21 protein-coding genes, 1 pseudogene and 1 other annotated feature are annotated in these 24,964 nt (G+C 38.5%); of the genes and pseudogenes, 9 read left to right on the top strand and 13 right to left on the bottom strand.

Features of this window, described 5'->3' with window-relative positions; genetic code table 11:
* Nucleotides 1–53 precede the first annotated feature (53 nt).
* Both PR800_RS05135 and cls read right to left on the bottom strand, forming a co-directional pair.
* Complete coding sequence (locus tag PR800_RS05135) at nt 54–386, bottom strand: HI1450 family dsDNA-mimic protein (protein ID WP_166264889.1); 333 nt, start codon at nt 384–386, stop codon at nt 54–56.
* Between the two features lie 22 nt (nt 387–408).
* On the bottom strand, nt 409–1,869 hold the full coding sequence (cls, locus tag PR800_RS05130) for a cardiolipin synthase (protein ID WP_166264892.1): 1,461 nt from the start codon (nt 1,867–1,869) through the stop codon (nt 409–411).
* Nucleotides 1,870–2,155: 286 nt separating this feature from the next.
* Here cls and PR800_RS05125 point away from each other — a divergent pair, with 286 nt between their 5' ends.
* Nucleotides 2,156–2,329, top strand: a complete 174-nt coding sequence (locus PR800_RS05125) for a YciY family protein (RefSeq protein WP_004254127.1) — start codon at nt 2,156–2,158, stop codon at nt 2,327–2,329.
* Nucleotides 2,330–2,455: 126 nt separating this feature from the next.
* Nucleotides 2,456–3,175 carry a TonB family protein gene (locus PR800_RS05120; protein WP_166264895.1) on the top strand — a complete coding sequence of 240 codons (720 nt, stop codon included), beginning with the start codon at nt 2,456–2,458 and terminating at the stop codon, nt 3,173–3,175.
* Between the two features lie 82 nt (nt 3,176–3,257).
* Here PR800_RS05120 and yciA read toward each other — a convergent pair whose 3' ends face one another.
* Nucleotides 3,258–3,692, bottom strand: coding sequence for an acyl-CoA thioester hydrolase YciA (gene yciA, locus PR800_RS05115; RefSeq protein WP_102138639.1), 435 nt, complete (start codon nt 3,690–3,692; stop codon nt 3,258–3,260).
* Between the two features lie 289 nt (nt 3,693–3,981).
* On the opposite strand from yciA, the gene PR800_RS05110 reads away from it, so the two are divergent.
* Nucleotides 3,982–4,179: a YqaE/Pmp3 family membrane protein gene (locus PR800_RS05110; protein ID WP_004911118.1), complete on the top strand. Its 198-nt coding sequence runs from the start codon at nt 3,982–3,984 to the stop codon at nt 4,177–4,179.
* 58 nt (nt 4,180–4,237) lie between these two features.
* On the opposite strand, the gene PR800_RS05105 is transcribed toward PR800_RS05110, so the two are convergent.
* The gene (locus tag PR800_RS05105) at nt 4,238–4,795 is read right to left on the bottom strand and encodes a septation protein A (protein WP_166264898.1); all 558 of its coding nucleotides are present in this window, start codon (nt 4,793–4,795) and stop codon (nt 4,238–4,240) included.
* Nucleotides 4,796–5,020: 225 nt separating this feature from the next.
* Here PR800_RS05105 and PR800_RS05100 point away from each other — a divergent pair, with 225 nt between their 5' ends.
* Nucleotides 5,021–6,823: a SulP family inorganic anion transporter gene (locus PR800_RS05100; RefSeq protein ID WP_195697162.1), complete on the top strand. Its 1,803-nt coding sequence runs from the start codon at nt 5,021–5,023 to the stop codon at nt 6,821–6,823.
* A 55-nt stretch (nt 6,824–6,878) separates the two neighbouring features.
* Here PR800_RS05100 and PR800_RS05095 read toward each other — a convergent pair whose 3' ends face one another.
* A complete protein-coding gene (locus PR800_RS05095; protein ID WP_272530343.1) occupies nt 6,879–7,631 on the bottom strand; it encodes a YciC family protein in 753 nt (250 codons plus the stop codon).
* A gap of 404 nt (nt 7,632–8,035) precedes the next feature.
* Here PR800_RS05095 and ompW point away from each other — a divergent pair, with 404 nt between their 5' ends.
* A complete protein-coding gene (gene ompW / locus PR800_RS05090) occupies nt 8,036–8,671 on the top strand; it encodes an outer membrane protein OmpW (RefSeq protein ID WP_102138635.1) in 636 nt (211 codons plus the stop codon).
* A 344-nt stretch (nt 8,672–9,015) separates the two neighbouring features.
* On the opposite strand, the gene PR800_RS05085 is transcribed toward ompW, so the two are convergent.
* From PR800_RS05085 to PR800_RS05055, 7 genes and pseudogenes are all read right to left on the bottom strand, one after another.
* On the bottom strand, nt 9,016–10,698 hold the full coding sequence (locus PR800_RS05085) for a ShlB/FhaC/HecB family hemolysin secretion/activation protein (RefSeq protein WP_272530341.1): 1,683 nt from the start codon (nt 10,696–10,698) through the stop codon (nt 9,016–9,018).
* Between the two features lie 535 nt (nt 10,699–11,233).
* A complete protein-coding gene (locus PR800_RS05080; protein WP_272530340.1) occupies nt 11,234–13,387 on the bottom strand; it encodes a two-partner secretion domain-containing protein in 2,154 nt (717 codons plus the stop codon).
* Between the two features lie 500 nt (nt 13,388–13,887).
* Nucleotides 13,888–14,694, bottom strand: a complete 807-nt coding sequence (trpA, locus tag PR800_RS05075) for a tryptophan synthase subunit alpha (protein WP_272530339.1) — start codon at nt 14,692–14,694, stop codon at nt 13,888–13,890.
* Nucleotides 14,694–15,884, bottom strand: a complete 1,191-nt coding sequence (gene trpB, locus PR800_RS05070; protein ID WP_272530337.1) for a tryptophan synthase subunit beta — start codon at nt 15,882–15,884, stop codon at nt 14,694–14,696. Before trpB ends, trpA begins: the two co-directional genes overlap by 1 nt.
* Nucleotides 15,885–15,946: 62 nt before the next feature.
* Complete coding sequence (gene trpCF, locus PR800_RS05065; protein WP_272530336.1) at nt 15,947–17,323, bottom strand: bifunctional indole-3-glycerol-phosphate synthase TrpC/phosphoribosylanthranilate isomerase TrpF; 1,377 nt, start codon at nt 17,321–17,323, stop codon at nt 15,947–15,949.
* Nucleotide 17,324: 1 nt separating this feature from the next.
* Nucleotides 17,325–18,959 (bottom strand): annotated as a pseudogene (gene trpD, locus PR800_RS05060) (bifunctional anthranilate synthase glutamate amidotransferase component TrpG/anthranilate phosphoribosyltransferase TrpD).
* Entirely contained in the window at nt 18,959–20,533 is a 1,575-nt protein-coding gene (locus PR800_RS05055; RefSeq protein WP_166264918.1) for an anthranilate synthase component 1, read from the bottom strand. Before PR800_RS05055 ends, trpD begins: the two are co-directional and overlap by 1 nt.
* A 26-nt stretch (nt 20,534–20,559) precedes the next feature.
* Nucleotides 20,560–20,661, bottom strand: a sequence feature (Trp leader region).
* Between the two features lie 163 nt (nt 20,662–20,824).
* Between PR800_RS05055 and rnm the strand changes: the two genes are divergently transcribed.
* The 4 genes from rnm to aphA all read left to right on the top strand — a co-directional run bounded on the left by rnm (nt 20,825) and on the right by aphA (nt 24,698).
* A complete protein-coding gene (rnm, locus tag PR800_RS05050; RefSeq protein ID WP_166265040.1) occupies nt 20,825–21,697 on the top strand; it encodes an RNase RNM in 873 nt (290 codons plus the stop codon).
* Nucleotides 21,698–21,846: 149 nt separating this feature from the next.
* Entirely contained in the window at nt 21,847–22,467 is a 621-nt protein-coding gene (locus PR800_RS05045; protein ID WP_036957701.1) for an L-threonylcarbamoyladenylate synthase, read from the top strand.
* Between the two features lie 200 nt (nt 22,468–22,667).
* On the top strand, nt 22,668–23,585 hold the full coding sequence (gene rluB, locus PR800_RS05040; protein ID WP_168222841.1) for a 23S rRNA pseudouridine(2605) synthase RluB: 918 nt from the start codon (nt 22,668–22,670) through the stop codon (nt 23,583–23,585).
* A 399-nt stretch (nt 23,586–23,984) separates the two neighbouring features.
* Nucleotides 23,985–24,698, top strand: coding sequence for an acid phosphatase AphA (gene aphA / locus PR800_RS05035; protein ID WP_102138627.1), 714 nt, complete (start codon nt 23,985–23,987; stop codon nt 24,696–24,698).
* A gap of 60 nt (nt 24,699–24,758) precedes the next feature.
* Here aphA and PR800_RS05030 read toward each other — a convergent pair.
* Nucleotides 24,759–24,964, bottom strand: a 206-nt coding sequence (locus PR800_RS05030; RefSeq protein WP_272530334.1) for a hypothetical protein, incomplete at its 5' end; no start/stop codon positions are given.

Genomic DNA, 24,964 nt, shown 5'->3' with positions numbered 1-24,964 from the left:
GAGGGCTTTTACTTTAATTAATCTAAAAGGGACAAAATGTCCCTTTTAATCGATTATTTCTTCCACAAAATATGGTGAAACGGTTTGGAAGGGTGGCGGCTAATCAATACGCGAGCAAAAATATCGTCTAATTCGGCATCCGGGCTTTGAGCTAAGCCGATAACGACTTCACTTAGTTGCTCTAATTCAATGTTATCATTAATAATATCTTGCCAGTTATGACTAAAAGGCACAATTTCTGCGGCGCCTAGCTCTTCAAACTGCAAAGCAAAAATTAATTGGTCAGCGGGCTCTAGATTCTCCATTGCCCCGTCAAGAAAAAGGTCATAAGCCATTTCAATGATGTCGTCTTCATCGATTAAAGATGTATTTTGTATTTTGGTCATGACCTTTCCTAATAAACTTAATTTATAACAATGGACTAAAGAAATAACAAATGCGCTCAACGACACGGTTCCAGAACGGGCGTTGTTCCCACTCTTCGATTTCTAAACGCGTTGAACGTGCAATATAATCATACTGAACTAGCGTGAGATCGCTACCAAAACTTTTATCATCAATGACCACGGTGATTTCAAAATTGAGCCATAAACTTCGCATGTCAAGATTGACTGAACCGACAAGGCTGAGCTCGCCATCCACTAATACGCTCTTGGTGTGCAATAAGCCATCTTCAAATTGGTAAATCTTAACGCCAGCAGCTAATAATTCACTGTAAAATGAACGACTTGCCCAGCGGACAAGGAATGAGTCATTCTGCCTTGGCATAATAATGCTGACATCTACACCCCGCATTGCTGCTGTACAAATTGCATGCAAAAGGTCATCGCTAGGCACAAAATAAGGGGTAGTCATGATCAGTTGTTTGCGTGCAGAGAACATCGCGGTCATCAGCGACTGTTGAATCAACTCATCAGGGAAACCTGGGCCTGAGGCGATAATTTGTGTTGTATGCCCATTAGCCTGTTCAAAAGGCATAATATTACTATCAGGCGGTGGTGGAAGTACGCGTTGGCCAGTTTCCATTTCCCAGTCAAAAGCATACACAATGCCTAATGTGGTACTCACAGGGCCTTCCATACGCACTAAAATATCAACCCATTCGCCAACCCCTGAATCTTGCTTAAAATAACGGGGGTCAACCATATTCATACTACCAGTATATGAAATATAGTTATCGATAACGACTATTTTACGGTGTTGACGTAAATCCATACGACGCAAGAAGAAACGCATCAAATTAACTTTTAATGACTCTACAAACTCAATACCAGCAGCACGCATTTTTTCAGGGTAATCGCTACGGAAAAAATGCCAACTTCCCGCAGAGTCCACCATAATTCGGCACTTAACACCGCGTTTAGCGGCATTTAGTAAGGCTTCGGTAACTCCATCGACTAAACCACCAGGCTGCCAAATATAGAATACCATTTCAATTGAGTGCTGAGCATTATTGATATCATTGACAATTGCTTTCAATGAATCTTCACAAGTGGTCAGAAGTTGAATCCTGTTACCTTTAACCCCCGCGATACCTTGGCGTTTTTCAATTAACTGAAATAATGGTTCAGCAACAGGGCTGTTATCAGTGGCAAAGATATGTTTTGAATTTCGCAGATTTTCTAACCATGTGGCTACAGATGGCCACATGTCATGAGCTTTATCGACTCGACGTTTACCAAGGTGAAGCTCGCCGAAGGCGACATATGCAATAATTCCGACTAATGGCAGGATATAAATAATCAGGAGCCATGTCATGGCTGAGGTGACTGGCCTTCTTTTGACTAAAATGCGAACTGTAATTGCTGCAATAATTAGCCAATATAGGAAGAACAGAAGCCAACTCATAAGTGTATAGACGGTTGCCATAACGGGTCAGATGCCTCACTGATAAGAAAAAGGTTCAAAAAAAGATAGTTTAGCTAAAAAACTGTTAGCAAAATATCAACTTAATAGAATTTAGCAAAATTCTGCAGTAAAAGCTTCGTGAAATAGCGTAATTCGTTAGGAAAAATAGTTTTAATAGTTGATTTTATCATTATGAAATTAAAAGTGGTGCACTGAAATGACATAAAAAGTTCCTCTTGGTTCTTTTTTTCAAAGGAATATAATATTTTTTTCTAATAATTTTTAGACGATAAAAGGACACAATTAAATGAGACGTAGTAGGCATGAAGTAGGGCGTTGGCGTATGTTAAGACAATCCCTACGTCGCCGTAGACGCTGGTTAGAAGGGCACTCAAGGCGGAACATGCGCATCTATGCAATGCGTAAAATTGACATTTACCATCGTCGACATTCCCTGCTTTTTACCCAATGGATTGAGTAAGGTTATTACAGCGTACACTCACATTTTTCACTTTGTATGACAAACCTTATTGAATATGATTGCTATTTGCATTTAAACTATCAGTCATATTCTTTTTGGTTGACAGGTGTAGGGTAGAAATTGCATATGCGTTGGATGCGTTGGACTTTAATTATCGTCGTTTCATTATCTATTCATGCGGGTCTTGCAATGGCATGGATTTTTAATCAACCTAACTTGGTCAGAGACCCTGAACCATTGACGATTGCTATGGTTGCTTTTGCCGCCCCTGAGCCTGCTTCTGAGCCCGTTGAGCAGGTTGAAACACCGGTAGAGCCCGAACCAGAGCCCGTTATAGAGCCCGAACCCGAACCGGTAGTTGAACCCGTCATTGCATTACCTAAGAAAAAGCCTGAGGTGAAGAAAAAGCCTAAGCCAAAACAGGAAGAAAAGAAAAAAATTAAAGAAGATGTTAAGCCAGTTGAGAAGCAATTGGCGATGAATAATCTTAAATCAGACGTCATTGCACCTAAAACGAATAATAGCCCAATAAAGACTGCAAACAATACAGGGGCAAGTAATAGTCAATCGACTAAGAAAGGTGGCCCTAGGGCTCTGCATAAACAAGCTCCTGCTTATTCAGAACGTGCGCGTCGTTTAGGTAAAGAAGGGTATGTGAAAGTTCGCTATGATATTAATGATGATGGCCGAGTGACAAATATTGAATTTGTTGAAGCTACACCTAAAGGGCTATTTGAGCGAGACGTAAAACGCGCAATGAACCGTTGGACTTTTGAAAAGCAACCCGCAAAAGGCTACGTGACTGAAATTTATTTCAAATTGGATGGCACTGTTAGTCAAGTCTAATGGATATTATTGGGCTGTACAAAAAAGCACCACAGCGATGATGGTGCTTTTTGTTTTTTGCATAATGAGTGGAGCAAAAAACTTATGCTTCGTTAGTTTTTTGATCTGAACTTGCTAACTGAAAATGTTGTTTTTCTTTGGGTAATGAACGTGGGGTGCTATCGTCATTAACGGCAACATAGGTGAATACTGCATCAGTTGCACGATAACGTTGGCCAACAGGCTCCGTTGCGACTTTTTTTACCCAAACCTCAATATTAATGGTAATTGAGCTTTTCCCTGTTTTTAGACAGCGTGCATAACAACAAACAACATCGCCTACGGCAACGGGTTTTTGAAATTTAATGCCGTTTACCGCCACAGTGACCACACGCCCTAGCGCAATTTCTTTTGCTAAGATAGCGCCACCTATATCCATTTGTGACATCAACCAGCCGCCAAAAATATCACCATTTGCATTAGTATCTGCAGGCATGGCTAATGTACGTAAAACTAACTCACCGTTCGGCAATTGCATATCTGACTCGTATTAAAAGGGTTATTACTTTTGATTTTGCATTTATAACAAATTACATATGCAATAGTAAACTGGAACCACTCAGTTATTGATTGATAATAGCTATTTAATTGAATTGCTGCAAAAATAAGATAAATATGATACTCATTATTAATAAACGACGTCTAAATTTGGAAAGAAAATCAATTTTTGCAAAGAAACAGCAAGAAGTGTTTTTTATATTTAGTCAATTGATTGAATTGGCTATACTCAATAGTATGAAATTTATTTATTTACTTAGAGGTATGAAATGAGATTGTTATTGGCAATATTATTACCTTGGTTGCAATTTTTTACGATAGGGCGTCCTTTTGCTGGGATCATTTGCTTAATCTTACAAATTACGCTTATTGGTTGGTTACCTGCCGCTATTTGGTCGGTATATGCGCTATCACAGTACAATACAGATAAAAAGATTGAAAAAGCATTTGGTGACAAACGCTATTAACATATAAAAAAACCTGCTAATGGATATGCAATTAGCAGGTTTTTGACGCTATTTTAAATTATTCTTCATGATTTTCTGCAGGCTCTTTAACCATATTTTTAAAAATATAGACCACACTCAATACTGTAAATATTAGTGTTCCTGCTGTCAGACCAAAGACTTTGAAATTGACCCAGATATCTTGAGCCATCCAAAAAGCAACGTAAATATTCAGCAATGCGCAGAAAATAAAGAAAATAGCCCATGCACTATTGAGTTTGGTCCAATAACTATCGGCTAATTTTATTTCTTGGTTACTGCCTAACATTCGCTGAATTAAAGGCTTCTCAGTAAACCATTGGCTGAAAAGTAGTGCGCCAGCGAATGCAGCATAGATAATAGTGACTTTCCACTTAATAAATGCATCACTATGGAAAATAAGCGTTAAGGCAGCAAAGCCCATCACGATTGCACAGGTAATTTTTGCAACTTTTTCAACTTTCTTATAGATAAGATAAGTTGCTAATAATGCTAAAGGGGTGGTCACCATTAATGCACCACTCGCATAGAAAATATCGTATCTTTTATAGACAATAAAGAAGATTACCAAAGGAATAAAATCAATAAGTTGTTTCATAACAGTGAATGCAGCGCCTCAACGTAAAGGTAATAGCCTAGTTTAACCGATTTTGGCATCAATTGTTAAAAGTTTGCACCTTTTTACCAATAAACATGCTTTGTTACCAATCATATTTGCACTATTTTACGATAATTTGACTTACTTCTAGATAAACTTTATTAGTTCGGATATATATAGTATAGAAAATAATTTAACTTACTAATTTATAGGTACTTTTCCCCCATGATAAAGGCAAGGCTATTTGTCTGGATGCCAGGTTTAAAAACACTGTTTAACTATCAACGTGCTGACTTAGGCCCTGATGTTAAAGCAGGGTTGTCTGTCGCTGCGGTTGCTTTACCTGTTGCTATTGCCTATGCCGAATTAATGGGGGTGAATGCAATTGTTGGATTGTATTCATGTATTTTACCCATGTTGTTCTATGCGTTATTTGGCACGTCGAAACAATTAATTATTGGGCCTGATGCTGCAACATGCGCGGTGATTGCAGCCGCTGTCGCTCCACTCGCAATGGGGGATGAAACTGTTCGTTGGCAGCTGATTATCGTCATGAGCTTTATGACCGGGGTTTGGTGTTTGATTGCAGCAAGATTTCGTTTGGGGACTTTCGCAGATTTTTTATCTAGACCAATATTGCAAGGCTTACTGAATGGGGTCGCCCTCACGATCATCGTTAGTCAAATTAGTAAAGTATTTGGTATTACGACCTTGCCTTCAGGGTTTATTGAGCGATTAATAGCTTTTCCATTAGCGTTAGTGGAAACACATATTCCGACATTATTAGTTGCTATTGTAACATTGGTAATTACCTTAGTGATTAAGCGAGTGCGCAGTAAGTGGCCATCTTTGTTAATTGCAATGGTTTTGGCAACAGCAGCGAGTATTTTATTTAATCTTGAGCAATATGGTATTAGCACCGTTGGGGATTTAGGTGAAGGGCTCCCGCATATACCACTGCCTGATTTTCCACCAAGTTTACTCCGAGACCTTGTTATTCCATCATTAAACTTAGCCGTGATTAGTTTTGTCAGTTTTATGATGACGGCTCGCAGTTTTGCGAGCAAAAATGGTTATACCGTCGATGCAGATCAAGAATTAAGAGCGTTAGGGATGGCAAATATTGCTTCTGCTTTTGGCCAGGGGTTTGCGGTTAGTGCTGCGAGTAGCCGCACTGCGGTTAATGATATGATGGGGGGGAAAACGCAATTAGTTTCCCTCGTTGCTGCGGTAACTATCTTAGCTGTTTTACTTTTCTCCATAAATTTATTGGAATATATCCCTATGCCTGCTTTAGGGATGGTTTTAATTATATCTACTTATTCCTTGCTCAGTTTCCGTAGTATTTTTTCGATGCGTAAACGCAATAGAGAAGCTTTTTTCTTATGTGTTTTCACATTATGTGCAGTGCTGGTGGTTGGCTTGATCAGTGGTGTAGGCTTAGCGGTTCTATTGGGTTTATTGCAGTTTGTCCGGGTCATATTTAGGCCGACAGACCAACTATTAGGCGTAGATGAACACGGTATGTTGCATTCGATGACATCAGAAAATGATATTCAAGAAGTTGATGGAGTCCTTATTTATCGTTTCAATTCTCCACTCACCTATTTCAATGTGAATTACTTTAAAGAGCGGTTAAATAAACATTTAGATAATCAACGGAAGAGGCCGGCTTGGGTGATTGTGGATGCTGCCGTCAGCTTTACGCATAATGATGTGAGCGTATTTTCCACATTGAATGACATTGTGACATCTTTGAAGGCGAAAGGGGTAACTTTGGTATTAGCGGGTCGGAGAACCTCGCTTAATCGTTGGTTAGAACAAAATAAAATTAATCGTTCAGATGATGACCTATTAGTGGTACCTGATATTTATTTTGCAATTCGTTTAATTCAAAGTAAGCAACAGATCCAAATGAAATGTGTTGAAGAAAGAAAAGCACAAGAGAGCCAAAGGGATTCAGGTATATTAGAGCATGATTGTGAGAATCGAATTACACCAACGGATACTTACTCAGATAACTCTTAAAAATAATGTAAATAGAAAGGTATCTTTTGATACCTTTCTATTTTATTTAATTATATTATTTTTTAGTGATCAGCATATATAAACGATAAAAGTAAATTAAAGCGAATGCAGCTACAACATTATTGAGTAAAAAAGAGATACCATTAATAAGGATATGATTCATATTAAGGTTACCCAATAGCACACTGATAAGCATTTGAGCTGCCATCCAAATTAAAATCATCGGTAAGACAACACGCCAGTTTGCATAGGCCAATTTCCAGCTTTTTCCCATCGCACTGAAGGAGTTGGTACTTTCTGTTATTAAAATTGCTGGCGCTAAGGAAAACCCAATGGCGAGTACAATGCCGGGTAGAACCATAATTGTGATGCCTAATTGGATCAGCAGTGAGCACACGACCAACAGAAGAAACATAGAAGGTGCTTTGTTCAGTGATGATGTTATCGCTTGAAGACCTGTCATATCTTCGCCACGTGACATCCCTGAGATATAGGATAATGTGCCACAAATAAGGAGCAAGCTGCCAAGAGTAACGGAAAGAATCAAACCAAAAGAAACACGCAAAATACTGCTTTTATCTTCTTCAGATAGACTTAGGATCCAGTCTTGTAAGCCCGTATTACCAGACTCAATCATCTTACTCTGTGCTTGTGCAAGAACACCTATCATCTGTTCATTGGGGATCATCATCGCATAAATGACAAGGCTTACCACGGTGGCTAAGAGCACAATGGTGAGGAGGCCACTCAATTGATTTTTAAAGAAATTGATACTATCACTAATGAGTGAGTTGGCCGAAATGGACATGACACTGCTCCTATCTACTAACGTGATCAAAATTTTAATCTAATTGTAACTGAGTATCTCGCCTAGAGGTAGAGAAAGATAATAAAAATCGGGAGGTTAAGAAAAATATATTGTTCATGATGCTCGAATTTAATTAACTAAAAAAATGAGCTTATATAAATTGTATTTTTAATACATGTTTAAATATTGAAATAAATATTTATATTTAGAAATCAAATTTTTATTTTGTTAGTTACTTTATAAAAATTGATTTAAATCAAAAATAAAAAAACAATAAATGGAATAATAAATCCATATTTATTGGTTTACCTATAAATTAGTAAAAGATGTGATCTTGATTTGAACATCAATTTAAATAATACGGTATATTTTCCTAAAATAAAAACATAGGAATGGGATTGATAATGAAAAAACTCACTGCGCTTGTATTAGCTGCTGCAACTTTAGCTCCAGCAGTTTCTATTGCTCATGAAGCTGGCGACTTTATTTTCCGTACAGGTACTGCAACGGTACGTCCAAATGCGGGTTCTGAAAATGTATTAGGTTTAGGTTCATTTGATGTTAATAACAATACTCAATTAGGTTTAACATTTGGGTATATGATTACTGATAATATCGGTGTGGAATTATTAGCAGCAACTCCGTTTGAACACAAAGTTGGCGTAGGACCGTTAGGTACAATTGCAACTGTTAAACATTTACCACCAACTTTAATGGCGCAGTATTATTTTGGTAGTAAAGAAGATAAATTACGCCCTTATTTAGGTGCCGGTGTTAACTATACCTTCTTCTTTGATGAGAAATTTAACTCAACAGGGAAAGCTAACGGTTTATCAGATCTTGATTTATCAAGCTCTTGGGGCTTTGCAGCACAAGCAGGTATGGACTACATGCTGACTGATAACTGGATGCTGAATGCTTCAGTGTGGTGGATGAATATTGAAACAGATGTGAAATTTAAAGCGGGTAATGACACACACAAAATTGATACTCGTTTAGACCCATTTGTATTTATGTTTGGTGCGGGTTACCGTTTCTAAGAATTTGATTGGACGCAATACAGGTACTACCTGAATTCTGAAGGATTAGAGAGAAGTAGGAAATCCGAGAATATTCGTATTCTCGGATTTTTCAATTACTATTAAAATCGAACATATATTTAACAAGTGATAATCATAATAATAACAAATCATGATGATGATATTTATAATATATTAATTAGTGTTATAGAGTGATAATAAAGTAAAGGTACTTATTGGTTTTCACTATTTAGGGCGATTAATAAAGATTAAATAAAATATTGAGACTAACTACCTTGAAATAAAAAAGCTGAATACAGGAGCATATTCAGCTTTAAGATATTATTCAAATTTGCAATATTAAATTACCAAAACCACTGCACGTTTAATCCAGCATTGACACTGCTAGTTTCATATTCATCCGGCTTATAAAGTGGTACACCTAGAAATAAGTCATAACTGAATATATTAACATTACCTCTCATGCCTATAGCCGTACCTAATAATTGGTCATCAGAATAGAGGCCTAGAGGATAAACACCTCCAAATATTCTGCCATAGTCAAGTGCGTAGTAGGGATAAAAGGAGAAGCCAGGGATATAAAAGTTAAATTCATTTCGTAAATAAAACCCCTTATCTCCGATTAGTGAAAACTCTTCATCAAAACCACGTACAGTCCAACGGTTACCTAACGAGAATTGATCTTGGATGGTTAAACGGTCTCGTGAATATTGTACAAATAATTGTGGGTTATAACTCATCACAAAATCATTGAACGCAAAAGGGAGCATTCCTGAAACATCGAGAGTGAATAGTCGCCCCATGGTGCTGACATCACCGTATTTCATATCCCAGCTTTCGTCGGCTCCAAACCAAGGTACGTTACGTTGATAGTAAATTGAAGCGTCAACAGTTGAGTTATCAATATTCTGTCGGTGGCTAACGCCAAGCTTCAGACTGGTTAAGTCGCGTTGTTGTGAAAGTAAGGTGACATCTTCTAATTTATATTTTGATTTACGCTTAATTAGTTGAATAGATGCGGTATCTTTATAAGTTTGTCCACGTAAAAATACATTACTTGCTGTCGTATTATAATATTTACTATCACCATAGTACTTATAACTAGCAATAGTATCATTAATGGTTTGTTTATATTCACTTTTGCTAGCATAGAGAGAGAAAAGCCAATAGTTATAAGGAACTGAATAATAAATCGCAGCATTACTACTACTATTGCGTGCTTGGTTCTTTAAATTTTTACCCGCTGATACATATATAGTATCATTTAAGCTTGTAAGGTTGTTTCCATAAAGGGTAACGCCAACTTGGTCTTTACCCGTTTGCCGGCTGCCTGAGTTATTATAGTAACCACCAGCGTTAAAGTGAGGTGACTTTTCCCTTTGGATTGAAATATCTGAAGTTGAGAATTCTTTACCTGGTGCTAGCTCGATATTGACTTTGGCTCCAGGTATACGCTCAAGGTTTTCTAAACCTTGTTCAATATCGCGAATGTTTAGGATATCGCCTTCTCTAGCAGGTATGATTGCTCCTAAAGTAATATAGGTATCACTGCCTTCCGTTAATTTCACGTTAGCGACCTTGCCAGGGATTATTTGCAAAGTTAACGTACCATCGCTAATGTTTTGTTCAGGAATATTAACCCGAGTTGTTACATAGCCTGACTTAATTATTTTATCCTGTAGGCCTTTAGCGAGTGTTTCTACACCGTTAATACCAATACAAACACCAACGACTTGATTTGCATATGTCTCTAAAGGTCGCATTGATGGGAGCTTTGGCTCGGAAAGCAAAATAACTCGTTTCATTTCAAAGCAGTCTTTCTCATCATCAAAAACTAAAATATTGTTTGCTTGTTCTCTGTTTTTACCTAAAACGTCTTTAGTTTCTAATTGTGTTTGTTGCTGACGAGATCTATCTTGTGTTGCTTGATTATTGATCTGTTGATCAATGATTTGTGCAGTATTACCTGATATGTATAATGGAAAAGATAATAAAGTTGCAGATAAAAAAATAAATCGAAAATTCATGGTTACCACATATATTCTTATGATTAAAATATAATTAGAAGAGGCTTGTAGAAAATAATTTCTATCTTATATGAGAATTATCTTATCTATGTTTAGCATTGTTAGCATTTTAAGACGGTTTTCATATATACCCTTATAATAAAATTGTCGTTATGAAAATATTTATTTTTAGCTGATTTGAAATTGCTAAGATTATGCTTTAAATTTAAATTAATTAAAAATTAATTATATTAACTAACTAATGAGAAACTAAATGGGAGGTTAATGCTAATATTGATTTAGTTATGGTTTTATATTTTTAGATTCGATTAATTTTTAATGAAATCAAAAGGTAATATTTACTCTGTTATAGGATGAATAAGGTTTTATACTTAGGTGTATAAACATGAAAATGAAAGGGAAAATAAGATAAACATTAGTATGTTTTAACCATTGAATATTTAAATAAGAAATAATAACTACCGAATTTTTTAGCTAAGTGAATATAAGGTTGATATCATGAACCAGGAGACCAAAGGCCTCCTGAATCAGCTAATTAGTAATAATTAGATGTATTTAAAACGACAGTAGAGCCTAAGATGCGGCCATAAGGACTATTGTAAATTACAGGGCTTGTAATCTCAGTTTTTCCATATGAACTTAATACCCCATTGTTGTTTTCTACGCGGCTAAATGCGTTAATGGAGAGATCTTTACCAGCACGGATAAAGCCAGAATAGGTATTATTTAACCTATTCATATCCAAGTTAATGGTTTTAGACGCTAAAATTTTTCCGTAGCTATTTTCAAGGTTGTTTTTTAAGTTAATTCTAACATCACCATCAGTTCCTACATTTTGGAAAGTATTGGCTGAGATAATTCCATATTTATTATTTAAATTAGTTCCTTTGATGGTTACAGAACCATCTTTGGCATAGATACCACCAGTATAGCCGGCAGCACCGAAGATATTTCCACTATTATTGAATTGTGCTGAATTAGTGTTATCTATCTGACTAGAATTTATGACAACATTAGAGTCTGCAGTAATTAAACCTTTATCATTTCCAACATAAGTTGCTTTGATATCAAGGTTGTTCCCTTTGATATAACCATTTTGATTACTTAAAGTAGTTACATTGTATTTAGATTTACCTGCATTTGAAATGAGTGAACCGTCATTGTAAAGAATATTTGCCTTAATATTTAATGCCTTACCGCTATCAATAACACCATGACGGTTATTTAATAAATTACTTGATAGCGTAATATTAGTTTGGCCGTTAGTTGATTTTATCAAAGCATTCTGGTTTTGTAGTGTTTCAGCATCAATATCGATTCTTCTTTTTGCGATAATTTGGCCATTACTATCATTAGTAATAATATAACGCCCTGTTAACGCAACGTCCTGTCCTGAAAGAACTGAATAATTGTTATGGAGTTTGGTCGTATCGATAGTTAATTTTCCACCGGCTCTGATACCACGCTCAGGCTCATTGATAGCGCCATGATAGATAGAATATGAATTATCTATAGAGTTTGTAGAAGTAATATCAATATTGCCTTGTTTAGTTTTAATTGAGCCGTTGTTGTTAGTTAAATTATTTGTATTAATTTCTATATCTTGCTGTGCATGAATAACCCCCCTCTGGTTGTTATTGATAGTACCAGCTGCGATTTTGATATTACCACCGTTAGATTTAATTAATCCCGCATTGTTGCTGACAACTGTATTGTGATTGTTGATACCTATATCACCTTGAGCAACGATGGATGAGTTGTTATATAAACCGTTAGATTTAATATCGATGTTTCCATTCGAATTCATTAGTGCATTTTGGTTATAAACTAGTCCAGTCGAATCTATTTTAATACCACCTGAACCTGCTGATAACATACCTAGGTTAGAGACACCAGTTCCACTCTCAGTAGAAACTAAAGTAATTTTATCTGCGTACATGCCACCCATAGCGGCAACATCAATACCGACACGAGGTGTTGAATTTGAGCCTGGTAGTTTAGTGATGTTAGTTGCATCTGCATCAACAAAGTTATTACCAGTAATAACATTAATTTCTTTAGCTGTAATATTTCCACGAATAACTGCCGAACGAGCGATGATATCTGTTGGTGAGTCTGACTGTAGACGGTTGTTAATCGTGATTTGGCCATTTGAAACGTTGTAGCCAAGAATATCACCAGCTGCAACAATAGGAATGCCCGTTGTTAAGGTTGCTCTATCTGTATTAATAAAACCACAGTTATTACATGTAATACCCGATGGGTTAGCAACAATAACTTGAGCTTTATTTCCACCAACTTCAATCATACCGCTTAGTGTACTAGCTTTATTTGAGTTGACTTCATTTAGAATAACGGTAGCAGGGCCATTACCATTATTTAAGTTAAGGTTACCATTTATTTGCCCACCTAATACCGTATTACTGCTGGTCGCACTGTTATTTAAAATAACGCCTTTTTGGTTAACGTCAAATTGGTTATAGATGTTATGAGAAACACCTTTATTACTCGCACCATTAATATTAACAATAGTAGGGCCATTGTTTTGATGAATGACGCCAGCACCATTAATGTTATTAATTGAAGCGTGGGCAACAGAGGCTGAACCTAAAATAACAGAGACACTTAAAAAAATAGGTTTAATTCTCAACATTGGATGACTGCTGGAGTTCTTAGCGAAATGTTTCATATATATCCCTAAAATAGACTATAGATAAAATAAAAATAGTTAACTTAAATTCCATTAAAGCTTGGTGATTATGCAATATACTGATTATTATTAAAATTTAATTGTGTTAAAGTTGAGAAGGGTAAATAAAATAAGAGTAAAGCACCTATATTGCTATATATATAGCTATTTATACGTTTGATTATAAAATAACAAATGATATCAATGGGTAATATTTACTCTGCTATGGTTTTGGTAAGGGTAATTATCAAAGTAGTAATGCGTAGCCACTACTTTGAATAAAGCTTGATTTGGTAAGTTTTTTTTATGATTGAGTGAGCTAGTAATTATAATGAAAAATAAATTACGGTTATTTAGAGTATATAAATATATGTAAGGGAATTTAAGTTAAGAAGTGATTGTGTGAAAAATGAACTTGTCATTTTATCTCTTTATAAAAATGTTTTGAAGCAATCAAGCCATTAATTTTAAATATGGCTTGATTACTATTTATTCTTTATCTATTTTTGTGTTGCTGCTTTCATTTTTACAACAAACTCAGTTAATAAATTAAGCATGATGTCAGGGCGACTAAGATTATTTTCAATAATTTTAACTACCGCAGAACCTGATATTGCACCAGTTGCACCATTTTTAATCGCCTCTTTGACTTGTTCAGGCTCTGATATTCCAAAGCCTTGTAGGGCGGGAGCCGCGCTATATTGGTTTAATTCACTCAATAAATGGGCTAATGGTGCTTCAGCGCGTTTTTCTGTGCCGGTCACACCTGCACGTGATACTAAATATGTATAACCTTGGCTATATTTTCCAATTTGTTGAAGTAGCTCATCACTAGCATTTGGTGGACAAATAAAAATAGGCGCAATGTTGTGAGCTCGTGCAGCTTCACGAAATGGCTGTGATTCAGACATAGGAACATCTGCAACTAATACCGAGTCAACGCCTGCTTTTTCGCAGCGAATATAAAAATTTTCGATGCCATTGGTAAATACTAGATTTGCATATACTAATAACCCGATAGGAATAGTAGGGTGTTTTTCTCTAATGCGGCTGAGTAATTCGAAACAAATTGTCGGGGTGATTTCACTTTTAAATGCGCGTAAATTCGCATTTTGGATAGTTGGGCCATCTGCCAGTGGATCGGAAAAAGGAATACCAATCTCTAATGCATCAGCACCACCAGCAATCAAGGCATCGACAATTTTTAATGATAATTCAGCATCCGGGTCACCTAAAGTGACAAATGGAACAAATGCGCCTTGGTGGTTCTGAGCTAAACGTTCAAAAAGTTGGGTGTAGCGTTCCATTAGATTTCTCCTTTGCTGACTAAAATATCATGTACTGTAAAAATATCTTTATCACCACGGCCAGACAAATTGACGATTAATAACTGTTCTTTATTCGGTTCTTTCTCCGCCATTTTTAATGCATAAGCGAGAGCATGAGATGATTCTAGCGCAGGAATAATCCCTTCCTTACGTGATAATAATTTAAACGCATTTAAGGCTTCATCATCGGTTATGGAAACATATTCTGCGCGACCAATACTGTTTAAATGGGCATGCTGAGGCCCAACGGAAGGAAAATCTAATCCTGCAGAGATGGAATACGACTCTTCAATTTGACCTTCACTGGTTTGCATCATCGGTGATTTCATACCAAAATAAATTCCGACACGACCATGTTTTAATGGAGCGCCATGCTGCCCAGATTCAATCCCTAATCCTGCAGGTTCAACACCAATTAATTTCACACTTTCTTCTGGAATAAAAGAGGCAAATAAGCCTATTGCGTTTGAACCGCCACCGATGCATGCAACTACCGCATCGGGTAGACGGCCTTCTTTTTCGAGAATCTGTTGTTTTGCTTCGTCACCAATCATGCGTTGGAATTCACGTACAATTGTTGGATATGGGTGAGGCCCCGCCGCTGTCCCTAATAAATAGTGTGCTTTATCATAGCTGCCAGACCAGTCCCTTAATGCTTCATTACAGGCATCTTTCAAGGTTGCTGAGCCACTGTGAACAGGAATGACTTCAGCGCCCATCAATTTCATACGAAATACGTTGGGAGATTGGCGTTCAACATCTTTTGCGCCCATATAGATACGGCATTTCATGTTCAATAATGCACAAGCAAGCGCTGTTGCAACCCCATGTTGCCCAGCGCCAGTTTCTGCAATAATTTCGCTTTTCCCCATTCGCTTAGCCAGTAGTGCTTGGCCTAATACTTGGTTTGTCTTATGGGCGCCGCCATGTAATAAATCTTCACGTTTTAAATAGAGTTTTGTTTTTGTACCTGCCGTTAAATTTTGGCACAACGTGAGTGCAGTCGGGCGACCTGCATAGTTTTTTAGCAAGTCGTGAAACTCACGAATAAATTCAGCATCATTTTGTGCGTCGATAAACGCATCTTCTAATTGGTTTAATGCGGGAATAAGAATTTCTGGGACATATTGTCCACCAAACTCGCCAAAATACGGATCTAATTTGCTCATTATCGATTGTCCATTTTATCAGTTACATTAATTGGTGTTGGAGTTTTATCTTTCGTTGTGTATTAGTGAGCCGTTGATTCGGCTAACAACGCTGACAACACCAAATTTATTTTTTGTTCGCTTTTTATACCGGGTTCAATTTCAACCCCTGAATTAAAGTCTAATCCGTTGCACAGTAACTTTGCCGCATCTAGGCAGTTATCAGGGGTAAGCCCGCCCGCTATCATTAATCTCTGTGTTGTGGACGAGGGGGTTGCTGACCAATCGAAGGTTTTGCCAGTTCCACCGGAGCCATTATCCAGCAGTAACACATCAATACCTTGTGTGTCGTAGTCATTTAAAGTCGTTCGTGACATATCGAGTGCTTTCCAAACTTCACAGTAGCTTGGTAGAAATGTTCTTAACGTATTGATATAAGAAGCATCTTCTTCACCATGTAATTGCACAGCAGATAAAGCAAGCTGTTTGGCGATATGGGCAACAAAGTCGGCAGATTGATTGCGGAAAACACCGACATATTTTAACGGCGCGGCATGGATGATATTTTGCGCCTGTGACAACGTCACTTTTCGGGGGGAGGTTTCAGCAAAAATCAACCCGCCGTAGTGTGCTCCTGCTTCAAATGCGGCTTTTGCGTCTTGTTCGCGGGTTAAACCACAGACTTTATGTTCTCCTACTAACAAGCTTCGAATGGCTTTATCTAGGTCAGCTTGCTCCATTAATGCACTACCAATTAAAAAACCATTCGCAAATTGTCTTAGCGACTGAATATGTTGATGCTGATGAATACCTGACTCACTGATCACAATGGTACCCTCCGCTAAGCGGGGGGCGAGTTCACGAGTTCGATTTAAATCAATAGAAAGATCACGTAAATCGCGGTTATTGATGCCAACAACCTTAGCTTTTAACCGAATAGCTCTCTCTAATTCTTCCTCATTACTGACTTCCGTTAATATTCCCATACTAAGTTGATGAGCAACTTCAGCTAATGCTATATATTCATCATCATTTAAGACAGATAACATCAGTAAGATAGCATCCGCTTGGTAGTAACGTGCAAGGTAGATTTGGTATGGGTCAATGATAAAATCTTTGCATAACACGGGTTGCTTTACGATATTACTGACAATCGTTAAGTAATCCATTTTCCCTTGAAAATATTTTTCATCAGTAAGAACAGAAATCGCAGATGCGTAGGGCGCATAAGTTTTAGCTATCATTGCAGGGTCGAAGTCAGCACGAATCAACCCTTTTGAAGGAGAGGCTTTTTTGCACTCTAAAATAAAAACAGGGCGTTTTGCGCTTAGTGCGTGATAGAAACTACGCTGACTAGGCTGAATATCAGCAATAAAGCTCTCTAACGGTTGTTTGCCTTTGCGTTCGATTAAATAGTCAACTTTATCATCAACAATTTTTTGTAAGACTGTCGCTTTCATTTTATTGTTTCCTTGCCGCGAGTGCTGTAACGCGATCAAATGCTTTACCGCTACGAATAATTGCGAGTGCGTGTTCGCTGTTCTGTTTTAAGTCTTCATGGCCATTAATACGCATCAACATGGCAACATTGGCCGCTACAGCCGCTTCGTGAGCGGCTTGCCCATGGCCTTGAAGTAAATGACTAAGCAATACGCGGTTTTCATCTGGTGTACCACCTTCTAAGTCACGTAATTGATACGGTTTTAACCCAAAATCATCTGCAGTTAATTGGTAATGTTGTACTTTACCATCTTTTAGTTCAGCGACTTGAGTGACTGCATGTAATGAAACCTCATCCATTCCTCCACTGTGTACCACAGCTGCACGGGTGAAACCAAGCATCTGTAATGTTTCAGACACCGGTTTTACCAATGACGCTTGGTAAACACCGATAAGCGCAATTGGCGGACGAGCAGGGTTAATTAATGGGCCCAATACATTGAATAACGTTCGGGTTTTCAACTGAGTGCGTACAGGTGCAGCATGGCGAAACCCACTGTGATATTGCGGTGCAAATAAAAAGCAAACTCCAAGATCATCTAATGCGTCACGAGCACTTTGTGCACTGAGATCTAGAGCGATACCAAAAGCTGCAAGTAAATCTGAAGATCCTGAACGGCTCGAAACACTACGATTACCGTGTTTGGCAACTTTAATACCACATTCAGCAGCAACGAATGCGCTCGCTGTTGAAATATTGATACTATTTGCGCCATCTCCTCCCGTGCCAACAATATCACTGAATGAGTAGTCAGGACGAGGAAAGGGTTGTGCATTTTCTAAACAAGCTAGAGCGGCTCCAGCAATTTCTTGTGGTTGTTCACCACGCATTTTCATGCTGATTAATACAGCAGCTAACTGAGGCTCTGTCAATTCACCTTGAATGATGGCATTAAACAAGAACTGGCTTTCTTGTTGAGTCAGCGGTTGCGCGTTAAATAATTTATCATAAATATTTTGCATAATTGGCTCTTTAGTATTCCGTTAGTGCGAATGAGAGGATTCGATTGCATTGGGAGTAGAAAGAGCCCATGCCACGGTATTTTCTAACAACTGTTTGCCTTGCGTTGTTAAAATGGATTCAGGATGAAACTGGAATCCACAAACTCTATCGCTATCATTACGTACAGCCATGACCATGCCATTTGACTGGGCACAAATGGTCAAGCTTTCAGGAATTTGGCTACCAACAAGAGAGTGGTAACGAGCCACTGATATTGGGTTTTCAAGATGATTAAACATGGCTAAACCATCATGTGTGGCTATTGATGACTTACCATGCAAAATTTCACCTGCGGCAGAGACGGTCCCACCATAGGCTTCTACGATAGCTTGGTGGCCTAAACAAATACCGATAACAGGAATTTTGCCTTTTACTCGCCTTAAAACTTCTGGCATTGAACCTGCTTCGCTAGGTTTTCCTGGACCAGGCGATAAGACTAAAATTGGTGAAATCATTTGTTCTAATACAGATAAAATATGTTCTACATTGACGGTGTTGCGGTAAATAACCACGTTATGGCCACCTGCACGCAGTTGGTCTACTAGGTTATAAGTAAAGGAGTCAACGTTATCGAGCAGTAAAATATTCGCCATTAGAATAACTCCTTAACTTGGTGTGCTTGGGCAATTGCGCGGATCACAGCACGTGCTTTATTTCGGGTCTCATCGGCTTCGGCTTGAGGGATGGAGTCTAGAACGACGCCACCTCCCGCTTGTACAGTGGCAATGCCATTTTCTACGTACGCAGAGCGAATAACGATGCAGGTATCAAAATCACCATTTCCTTGAAAATATCCTACGGCTCCGCCGTATGACCCGCGGCGCTCTTGTTCATATTGCGCAATCAGCTGCATTGCTTTTACCTTTGGTGCCCCCGTTAAAGTCCCCATATTCATACAGGCTTGATATGCATGAAAAACATCTAAATCTTGGCGTAATGTTCCCACGACATGAGAAACTAAATGCATTACGAAAGAGTAGCGATCAACTTTAGTTAGGTTGGCAACATAGCGGCTACCCGCTTCACAGATACGTGCTAAATCGTTGCGCGCTAAGTCAACTAACATAATGTGTTCAGCAAGCTCTTTTTCATCTGAGCGCATGGAAAGCTCAATTCGGCTATCTAAATCAAGGTCTAATTCACCTTGTGCGTTACGGCCTCGAGGGCGAGTTCCAGCGATTGGGTAAATTTCGACCTTGCGATTTTCTGTCGCATATTTGAGTGCGCTTTCAGGCGAAGCGCCAAAAAGTGTGAATGCGTCATCTTGCATGTAGAACATATAAGGGCTTGGGTTTTGTGCTTTGAGCTTTTGGTATGCAATCAACGGGTGCGAGCACGGCATCGTAAATTTACGTGAAGGCACAACCTGAAAAATATCACCACGGTATATGGCTTCTTTTAATGAAGTAACAACATCCCCATATTCTTGGTCATTTTTGTTTATCGATACGGCAAAATCGGGCGCAGTTGCTAAAGGAAGCGCAGGTAAGAATGGCCGACACGAAGCAATAATTTGTGCGTGACGCTGCTTAACAGTTTCGACATCTTGCTCATTTTGGCTAAATAAGCTGCTTTTTAGCCGAGCAGCCTGATTTTGATGGTCAATCACTAAATAATGCTCAGCAACAAAAAAACAATAGTCAGGGCAGTGATTAACGGTATTAACGTTGGGTAAATCTTCAAAACTTGCGACTAAATCATAAGCAAATAACCCACCAACAAACAGATTTTCAGGCTTTGTCGAATAAGTTTGCGCGAGAGCGGGTAGCGCACGTAAAACGTCTAAACAAGATGCCGCCTTTAGACGGCTGTCTTCGTCTAAATCTTGTGCCGGTAGGCTGAACGTCACCGTTAAACTATTTTCTTGCATGCTATGATGCATGATTAAATCTGTTAATTGCGCTAATAGTTTGGGTAATAAAGCCTGGCCATTTGGCGTTAACGCTTCGATTTCAACTTTTTGACCAAAAGCACGGATACGTAGTGCGCTGTTGACAACAAGCAAGCTTTGTAAGTTAGCTTTATTATTAATTTCAGCGGATTCCAACAGCATTGTTGATGGAACTTGATGACACAGATGATTAAATAATAATGTTGGATCAGGCTGATAATTAATTGGGCTATCCAGATACGTAAAATGTGCTAATGTGGTGCTTTGTTCGTTCATTTTGTTGCCTTACATTAATTTTTGACATTAAAAAACCCGCCGAGGAAGGGCGGGTTTGGCACTGAAACATACAATAACTATGCGCGTGCGGCTTCCGCCCAATTTGGGAAGTCACGCCACCAACGATTTGATAAGTTAAATAAAGTCATTGTATGCCTCTCTGGATAAACTGATTATTTTTGGTCTTGGTTGTCTTTCGTACTAGTTAACTAGATCGCATTGTTTGTGTCAAGGGCTTTGTTAATTTATTAGGAAAAATAGTTTTTCATGGAAATTGGAGAAGATATCAATATGTCGACAGCCTCGACGCCATTAGTGACTCGCTATGATTTGCATAGCCATACGACTGCCTCGGATGGTGAACTCACTCCTGCCGCGTTAATCGAACGTGCGATAGAAAAAGGGGTTAATATTTTAGCAATTACCGATCACGACACTTGTGAGGGGGTACTTGAGGCTCGCCGCTATCTTACTGAAAACGAAAGGCCAATTGAGCTAGTCAATGGTGTTGAAATTTCGACACTTTGGGAAAATATTGAAATACATATTGTGGGGTTAAATTTTTCTCCGTCACACCCTGCTATGGTTGAATTGTTAGAAGAGCAATCTGAGCGTCGTTTCGAACGCGGTATTGAGATGGGCAGGCGATTACAAAAAGCAGGCATTGATGATGCGTGGGAGAACGCACAGCGCATTTCTGGTGGTGGGCAGGTAACGCGGGCACATTTTGCACAATATATAGTGCAAATAGGTAAAGAAAAAACGATTAATAACGTGTTTAAGCGTTATTTATCAAAAGGGAAAACAGGATATGTCCCTGCGAAGTGGTGCACAATTCAAGCCTCCATTGACGCAATCCATGCGGCAGGCGGTGTTGCGGTATTGGCTCATCCTGCTAAATATCAACTATCCAATAAATGGTTAAAACGGTTGGTTGCGCATTTTAAACAGTGTGAAGGGGATGCCATGGAAGTTTCTCATTGCCAGCAACCACCAAATGAAAAGCAATATTTAGCTGAATTAGCCAACAATGCTAATTTACATACATCTGTTGGTTCAGATTTTCATCGACCATGTTCTTGGATAGAACTTGGCCGAAACTTATGGCTACCTAATGATGATAATGCAGTTTGGACGCTTTGGAATGCAGTAAAAAGCAGCTAATCAATTGATGTATTAATAATGCGGTGTAAAATAATTATTATAAGTGATGATTTATTCTGAGTAGGTCATCTCATGGAATTAAGAGATAGTAGCATTTATAGGTATTTTTGCCGGGTGATGCTGTCGATACCCAAAAATTAGAGGTATGTATGAGCCAGTTTTTTTATATCCATCCGGACAACCCTCAGGCAAGACTTATTAGCCAGAGTGTTGAAATTTTAAATAAAGGTGGTGTGATTGTTTACCCTACCGACTCAGGGTACGCCATTGGATGTCGTTTAGAAGAAAAAGATGCTCTACAGCGCATCTGTCGTATCCGTCAGCTGGATGCTAACCATAATTTCACATTAATGTGTCGGGATCTCTCTGAGCTATCGAATTACGCGCATGTTGATAATACCGTTTTTCGTTTAATTAAAAATAATACGCCGGGTAATTACACCTTTATTTTACGGGCAACGAAAGAGGTTCCGCGGCGTTTAATGAATGAAAAACGTAAAACTATAGGCTTGCGTGTGCCGTCGAACCCGATTGCGCGAGATTTACTCGAAGCGGTTGGTGAACCGTTGATGTCAACGAGTTTGATTATGCCCGGTGATGATTTCACGCAATCAGATCCTGAAGAAATTCGCGATTTACTTGATAAACAAGTCGATTTAGTGATCCACGGTGGCTATATTGGGCAAAAACCCACAACGGTGATTGACTTTACTGATGATACACCAGTTGTAGCACGAGTCGGAACTGGCGATCCAACGCCTTTTGAGTAAATATCACTATTGTAAAGTCTAAGGTTCAGTACTGAATTAAATAAAATAGTATTGAAAGTGCGATATACAGATAAGTAATAGGGGTTCAGGACAAACCTGTGTATAATGCGCGGGTTTTCAAATTCATTGCTTTTTGGTGCGGCAAAAATAACGTGCCAAAAAGGTATTTGACGCCTGTGAAGGCGACAGCAGAGGGTTACATGAGCGTAAAACCGCAAAAAACTGAAAAATTACAGAAAATCCTTGCTCGTTCTGGGCATGGTTCTCGTCGAGAAATCGAAACATTCCTGCAAGCGGGTCGTATAAGTGTTGATGGCAAAATTGCTACACTAGGAGACCGTGTTGAAGTCACACCCGCAACAAAAATTCGTTTAGATGGCCGTTTATTAGCGATCAAAGAAGCTGAAAAGGAAATCTGCCGTGTAATGGCTTACTACAAGCCAGAGGGCGAATTATGCACACGTCATGATCCTGAAGGGCGCCCAACCGTTTTTAACCGTTTACCACGGTTAACAGGAGCTCGCTGGATTGCTGTTGGCCGTTTAGATGTTAACACAAGCGGCTTATTGCTATTCACGACAGATGGTGAGTTAGCTAATCGTTTAATGCACCCTAGTCGTGAAGTTGAACGTGAATATGCAGTACGCGTATTTGGCGAAATTAATGATGCAAAAATTCGCCAGTTAATCAATGGTGTACAACTGGAAGATGGTCCAGCTTCTTTTAAAACGGTTTCTTACCGTGGCGGAGAAGGAATGAACCAGTGGTTTAACGTCACCTTGACTGAAGGGCGTAACCGCGAAGTCCGTCGCCTTTGGGAATCTGTTGGTGTCCAAGTCAGCCGTTTAATCCGTGTGCGTTATGGTGATATTGATTTACCAAAAGGCTTGCCTCGTGGAGGATGGACGGAGCTTGGTTTAGAGCAAACTAACTATCTTCGTGAGCTGGTGGAATTGCCAGTAGAAACGGAAAGTAAGGTTGCTGTTGAGCGTGACCAACGTCGTATTAAAGCGAACCAAATTCGCCGTGCGGTAAAACGCCATACACAAGTCGCATCACGTCCTGCATCAAAACGTCAATCATCAAGACCAACAGCGAAACGTCGTACTCGCATCTAGACTGATTGCATATCGAATATTAAACACGCTGAGGCCATCCCCTCAGCGTGTTTTTGTCTAATTTATTGTCTATTAAAATATATTAGCTTTTATATGAGAGAAATTACCTATCTTTGGGTAATGGTTGAATTGAACATAACCTTATTAATAATAAGAAAATTAATGGTCTAGTTCACATTATTATGAAACCTATCAATAATAGATAATATTTATGAGACATTTGTCTCATTTTAATGTAACTAAAAGTCTTAGTATGACCTCTCTTGTGAGATATGACTCACAAACATTGGTTTATTAACTGATAATAAAGGCAAAATTACAGATAAACCTATTACTTACCCAGTTTATCCAGATAAATAAAGAATGGTTTAAGTGGATAAACCTGAATAAGGACGAAACATGAAAAAAATAACACTGACTTTGAGTGCGATTGCATTGGCATTAAGTTTTACCGCGACGTCTCAAGCAAAAATTCCAATGCCAGAAACCGTAAGCCCTGGCGTTACCGTTGTTGAACTTGCTCAACAACAGCCTGTCCATTGGGTCTCCATCGAGCAAATTAAACAAAGCCTAGAAGGAAAAGCCCCGATGGCTGTTGGGTTTGATATCGATGATACAGTGTTATTTTCGAGCCCAGGTTTTTACCGTGGTAAATTAGAGTTCTCACCTAACGATTTTAGCTATCTCAAAAATCAGCAATTTTGGGAAAAAATGAATAATGAGTGGGACAAATTCAGTATGCCAAAACAAGTGGGTATTGATTTAGTCAAAATGCACTTAGAGCGCGGTGACACTGTTTATTTCATTACTGGCCGTACGAAAACCAAAACAGAAACAGTAACTAAATACGTTCAGGAAGGTTTAGCAATACCGGCAGATAAAATGCAACCTGTCATTTTTGCGGGTGATGAGCCAGGCCAAAATAATAAAGTAAGCTGGATGCGTGATCACAAACTTACCATATATTATGGTGATGCTGATGCCGATATCGCAGCAGCGCATGAGTTAGGTATTCGCGGTGTGCGTATTTTACGCGCAGCAAACTCATCTTACCAACCATTGCCAAAAGCAGGGCGCTTTGGTGAAGAGGTTGTGATTAATTCAGAATATTAGTTCTGTTATGAGTAGAATGAAGAGGAGGTCAAATGACCTCCCTTTTAAGCGTGAACTATTTTAGTTAGTTAATACAGAATCAATAATCACTCGATTACCTGAAATATTTCCTGTTGTTCCATTCGTGACGATAGGGCTGGTAACTTTAGTGGTATTAGTAGAACGTAAAGTTCCATATTGGTTATTAATGCGGTTTTTTGAATCAATAGTTAGGTTTTTACCGGCTATCACTTCTCCAGAGTAGTTTTCTAATGAACCTATATTAA

Source organism: Providencia sp. PROV205 (assembly GCF_028479505.1).
GTDB lineage: Bacteria > Pseudomonadota > Gammaproteobacteria > Enterobacterales > Enterobacteriaceae > Providencia > Providencia huaxiensis.
The sequence above is the reverse complement of the archived record's forward strand: the minus strand, read 5'-3'. Positions and strand labels throughout refer to the sequence as shown.

Bases quoted from the DNA above. Each gene is read 5' to 3' on its own strand.
- PR800_RS05105 (WP_166264898.1), bottom strand. From the start codon at position 4,795: ATGAAACAACTTATTGATTTTATTCCTTTGGTAATCTTCTTTATTGTC.
- PR800_RS05125 (WP_004254127.1), top strand. From the start codon at position 2,156: ATGAGACGTAGTAGGCATGAAGTAGGGCGTTGGCGTATGTTAAGACAA.
- rluB (WP_168222841.1), top strand. From the start codon at position 22,668: ATGAGCGTAAAACCGCAAAAAACTGAAAAATTACAGAAAATCCTTGCT.
- PR800_RS05095 (WP_272530343.1), bottom strand. From the start codon at position 7,631: ATGTCCATTTCGGCCAACTCACTCATTAGTGATAGTATCAATTTCTTT.
- trpB (WP_272530337.1), bottom strand. From the start codon at position 15,884: ATGAGCAAATTAGATCCGTATTTTGGCGAGTTTGGTGGACAATATGTC.
- PR800_RS05085 (WP_272530341.1), bottom strand. From the start codon at position 10,698: ATGAATTTTCGATTTATTTTTTTATCTGCAACTTTATTATCTTTTCCA.
- yciA (WP_102138639.1), bottom strand. From the start codon at position 3,692: ATGCAATTGCCGAACGGTGAGTTAGTTTTACGTACATTAGCCATGCCT.
- PR800_RS05110 (WP_004911118.1), top strand. From the start codon at position 3,982: ATGAGATTGTTATTGGCAATATTATTACCTTGGTTGCAATTTTTTACG.
- PR800_RS05135 (WP_166264889.1), bottom strand. From the start codon at position 386: ATGACCAAAATACAAAATACATCTTTAATCGATGAAGACGACATCATT.
- PR800_RS05055 (WP_166264918.1), bottom strand. From the start codon at position 20,533: ATGAACGAACAAAGCACCACATTAGCACATTTTACGTATCTGGATAGC.
- ompW (WP_102138635.1), top strand. From the start codon at position 8,036: ATGAAAAAACTCACTGCGCTTGTATTAGCTGCTGCAACTTTAGCTCCA.
- trpA (WP_272530339.1), bottom strand. From the start codon at position 14,694: ATGGAACGCTACACCCAACTTTTTGAACGTTTAGCTCAGAACCACCAA.
- PR800_RS05080 (WP_272530340.1), bottom strand. From the start codon at position 13,387: ATGAAACATTTCGCTAAGAACTCCAGCAGTCATCCAATGTTGAGAATT.
- rnm (WP_166265040.1), top strand. From the start codon at position 20,825: ATGTCGACAGCCTCGACGCCATTAGTGACTCGCTATGATTTGCATAGC.
- aphA (WP_102138627.1), top strand. From the start codon at position 23,985: ATGAAAAAAATAACACTGACTTTGAGTGCGATTGCATTGGCATTAAGT.
- PR800_RS05120 (WP_166264895.1), top strand. From the start codon at position 2,456: ATGCGTTGGATGCGTTGGACTTTAATTATCGTCGTTTCATTATCTATT.
- cls (WP_166264892.1), bottom strand. From the start codon at position 1,869: ATGGCAACCGTCTATACACTTATGAGTTGGCTTCTGTTCTTCCTATAT.
- PR800_RS05100 (WP_195697162.1), top strand. From the start codon at position 5,021: ATGATAAAGGCAAGGCTATTTGTCTGGATGCCAGGTTTAAAAACACTG.
- trpCF (WP_272530336.1), bottom strand. From the start codon at position 17,323: ATGAAAGCGACAGTCTTACAAAAAATTGTTGATGATAAAGTTGACTAT.
- PR800_RS05045 (WP_036957701.1), top strand. From the start codon at position 21,847: ATGAGCCAGTTTTTTTATATCCATCCGGACAACCCTCAGGCAAGACTT.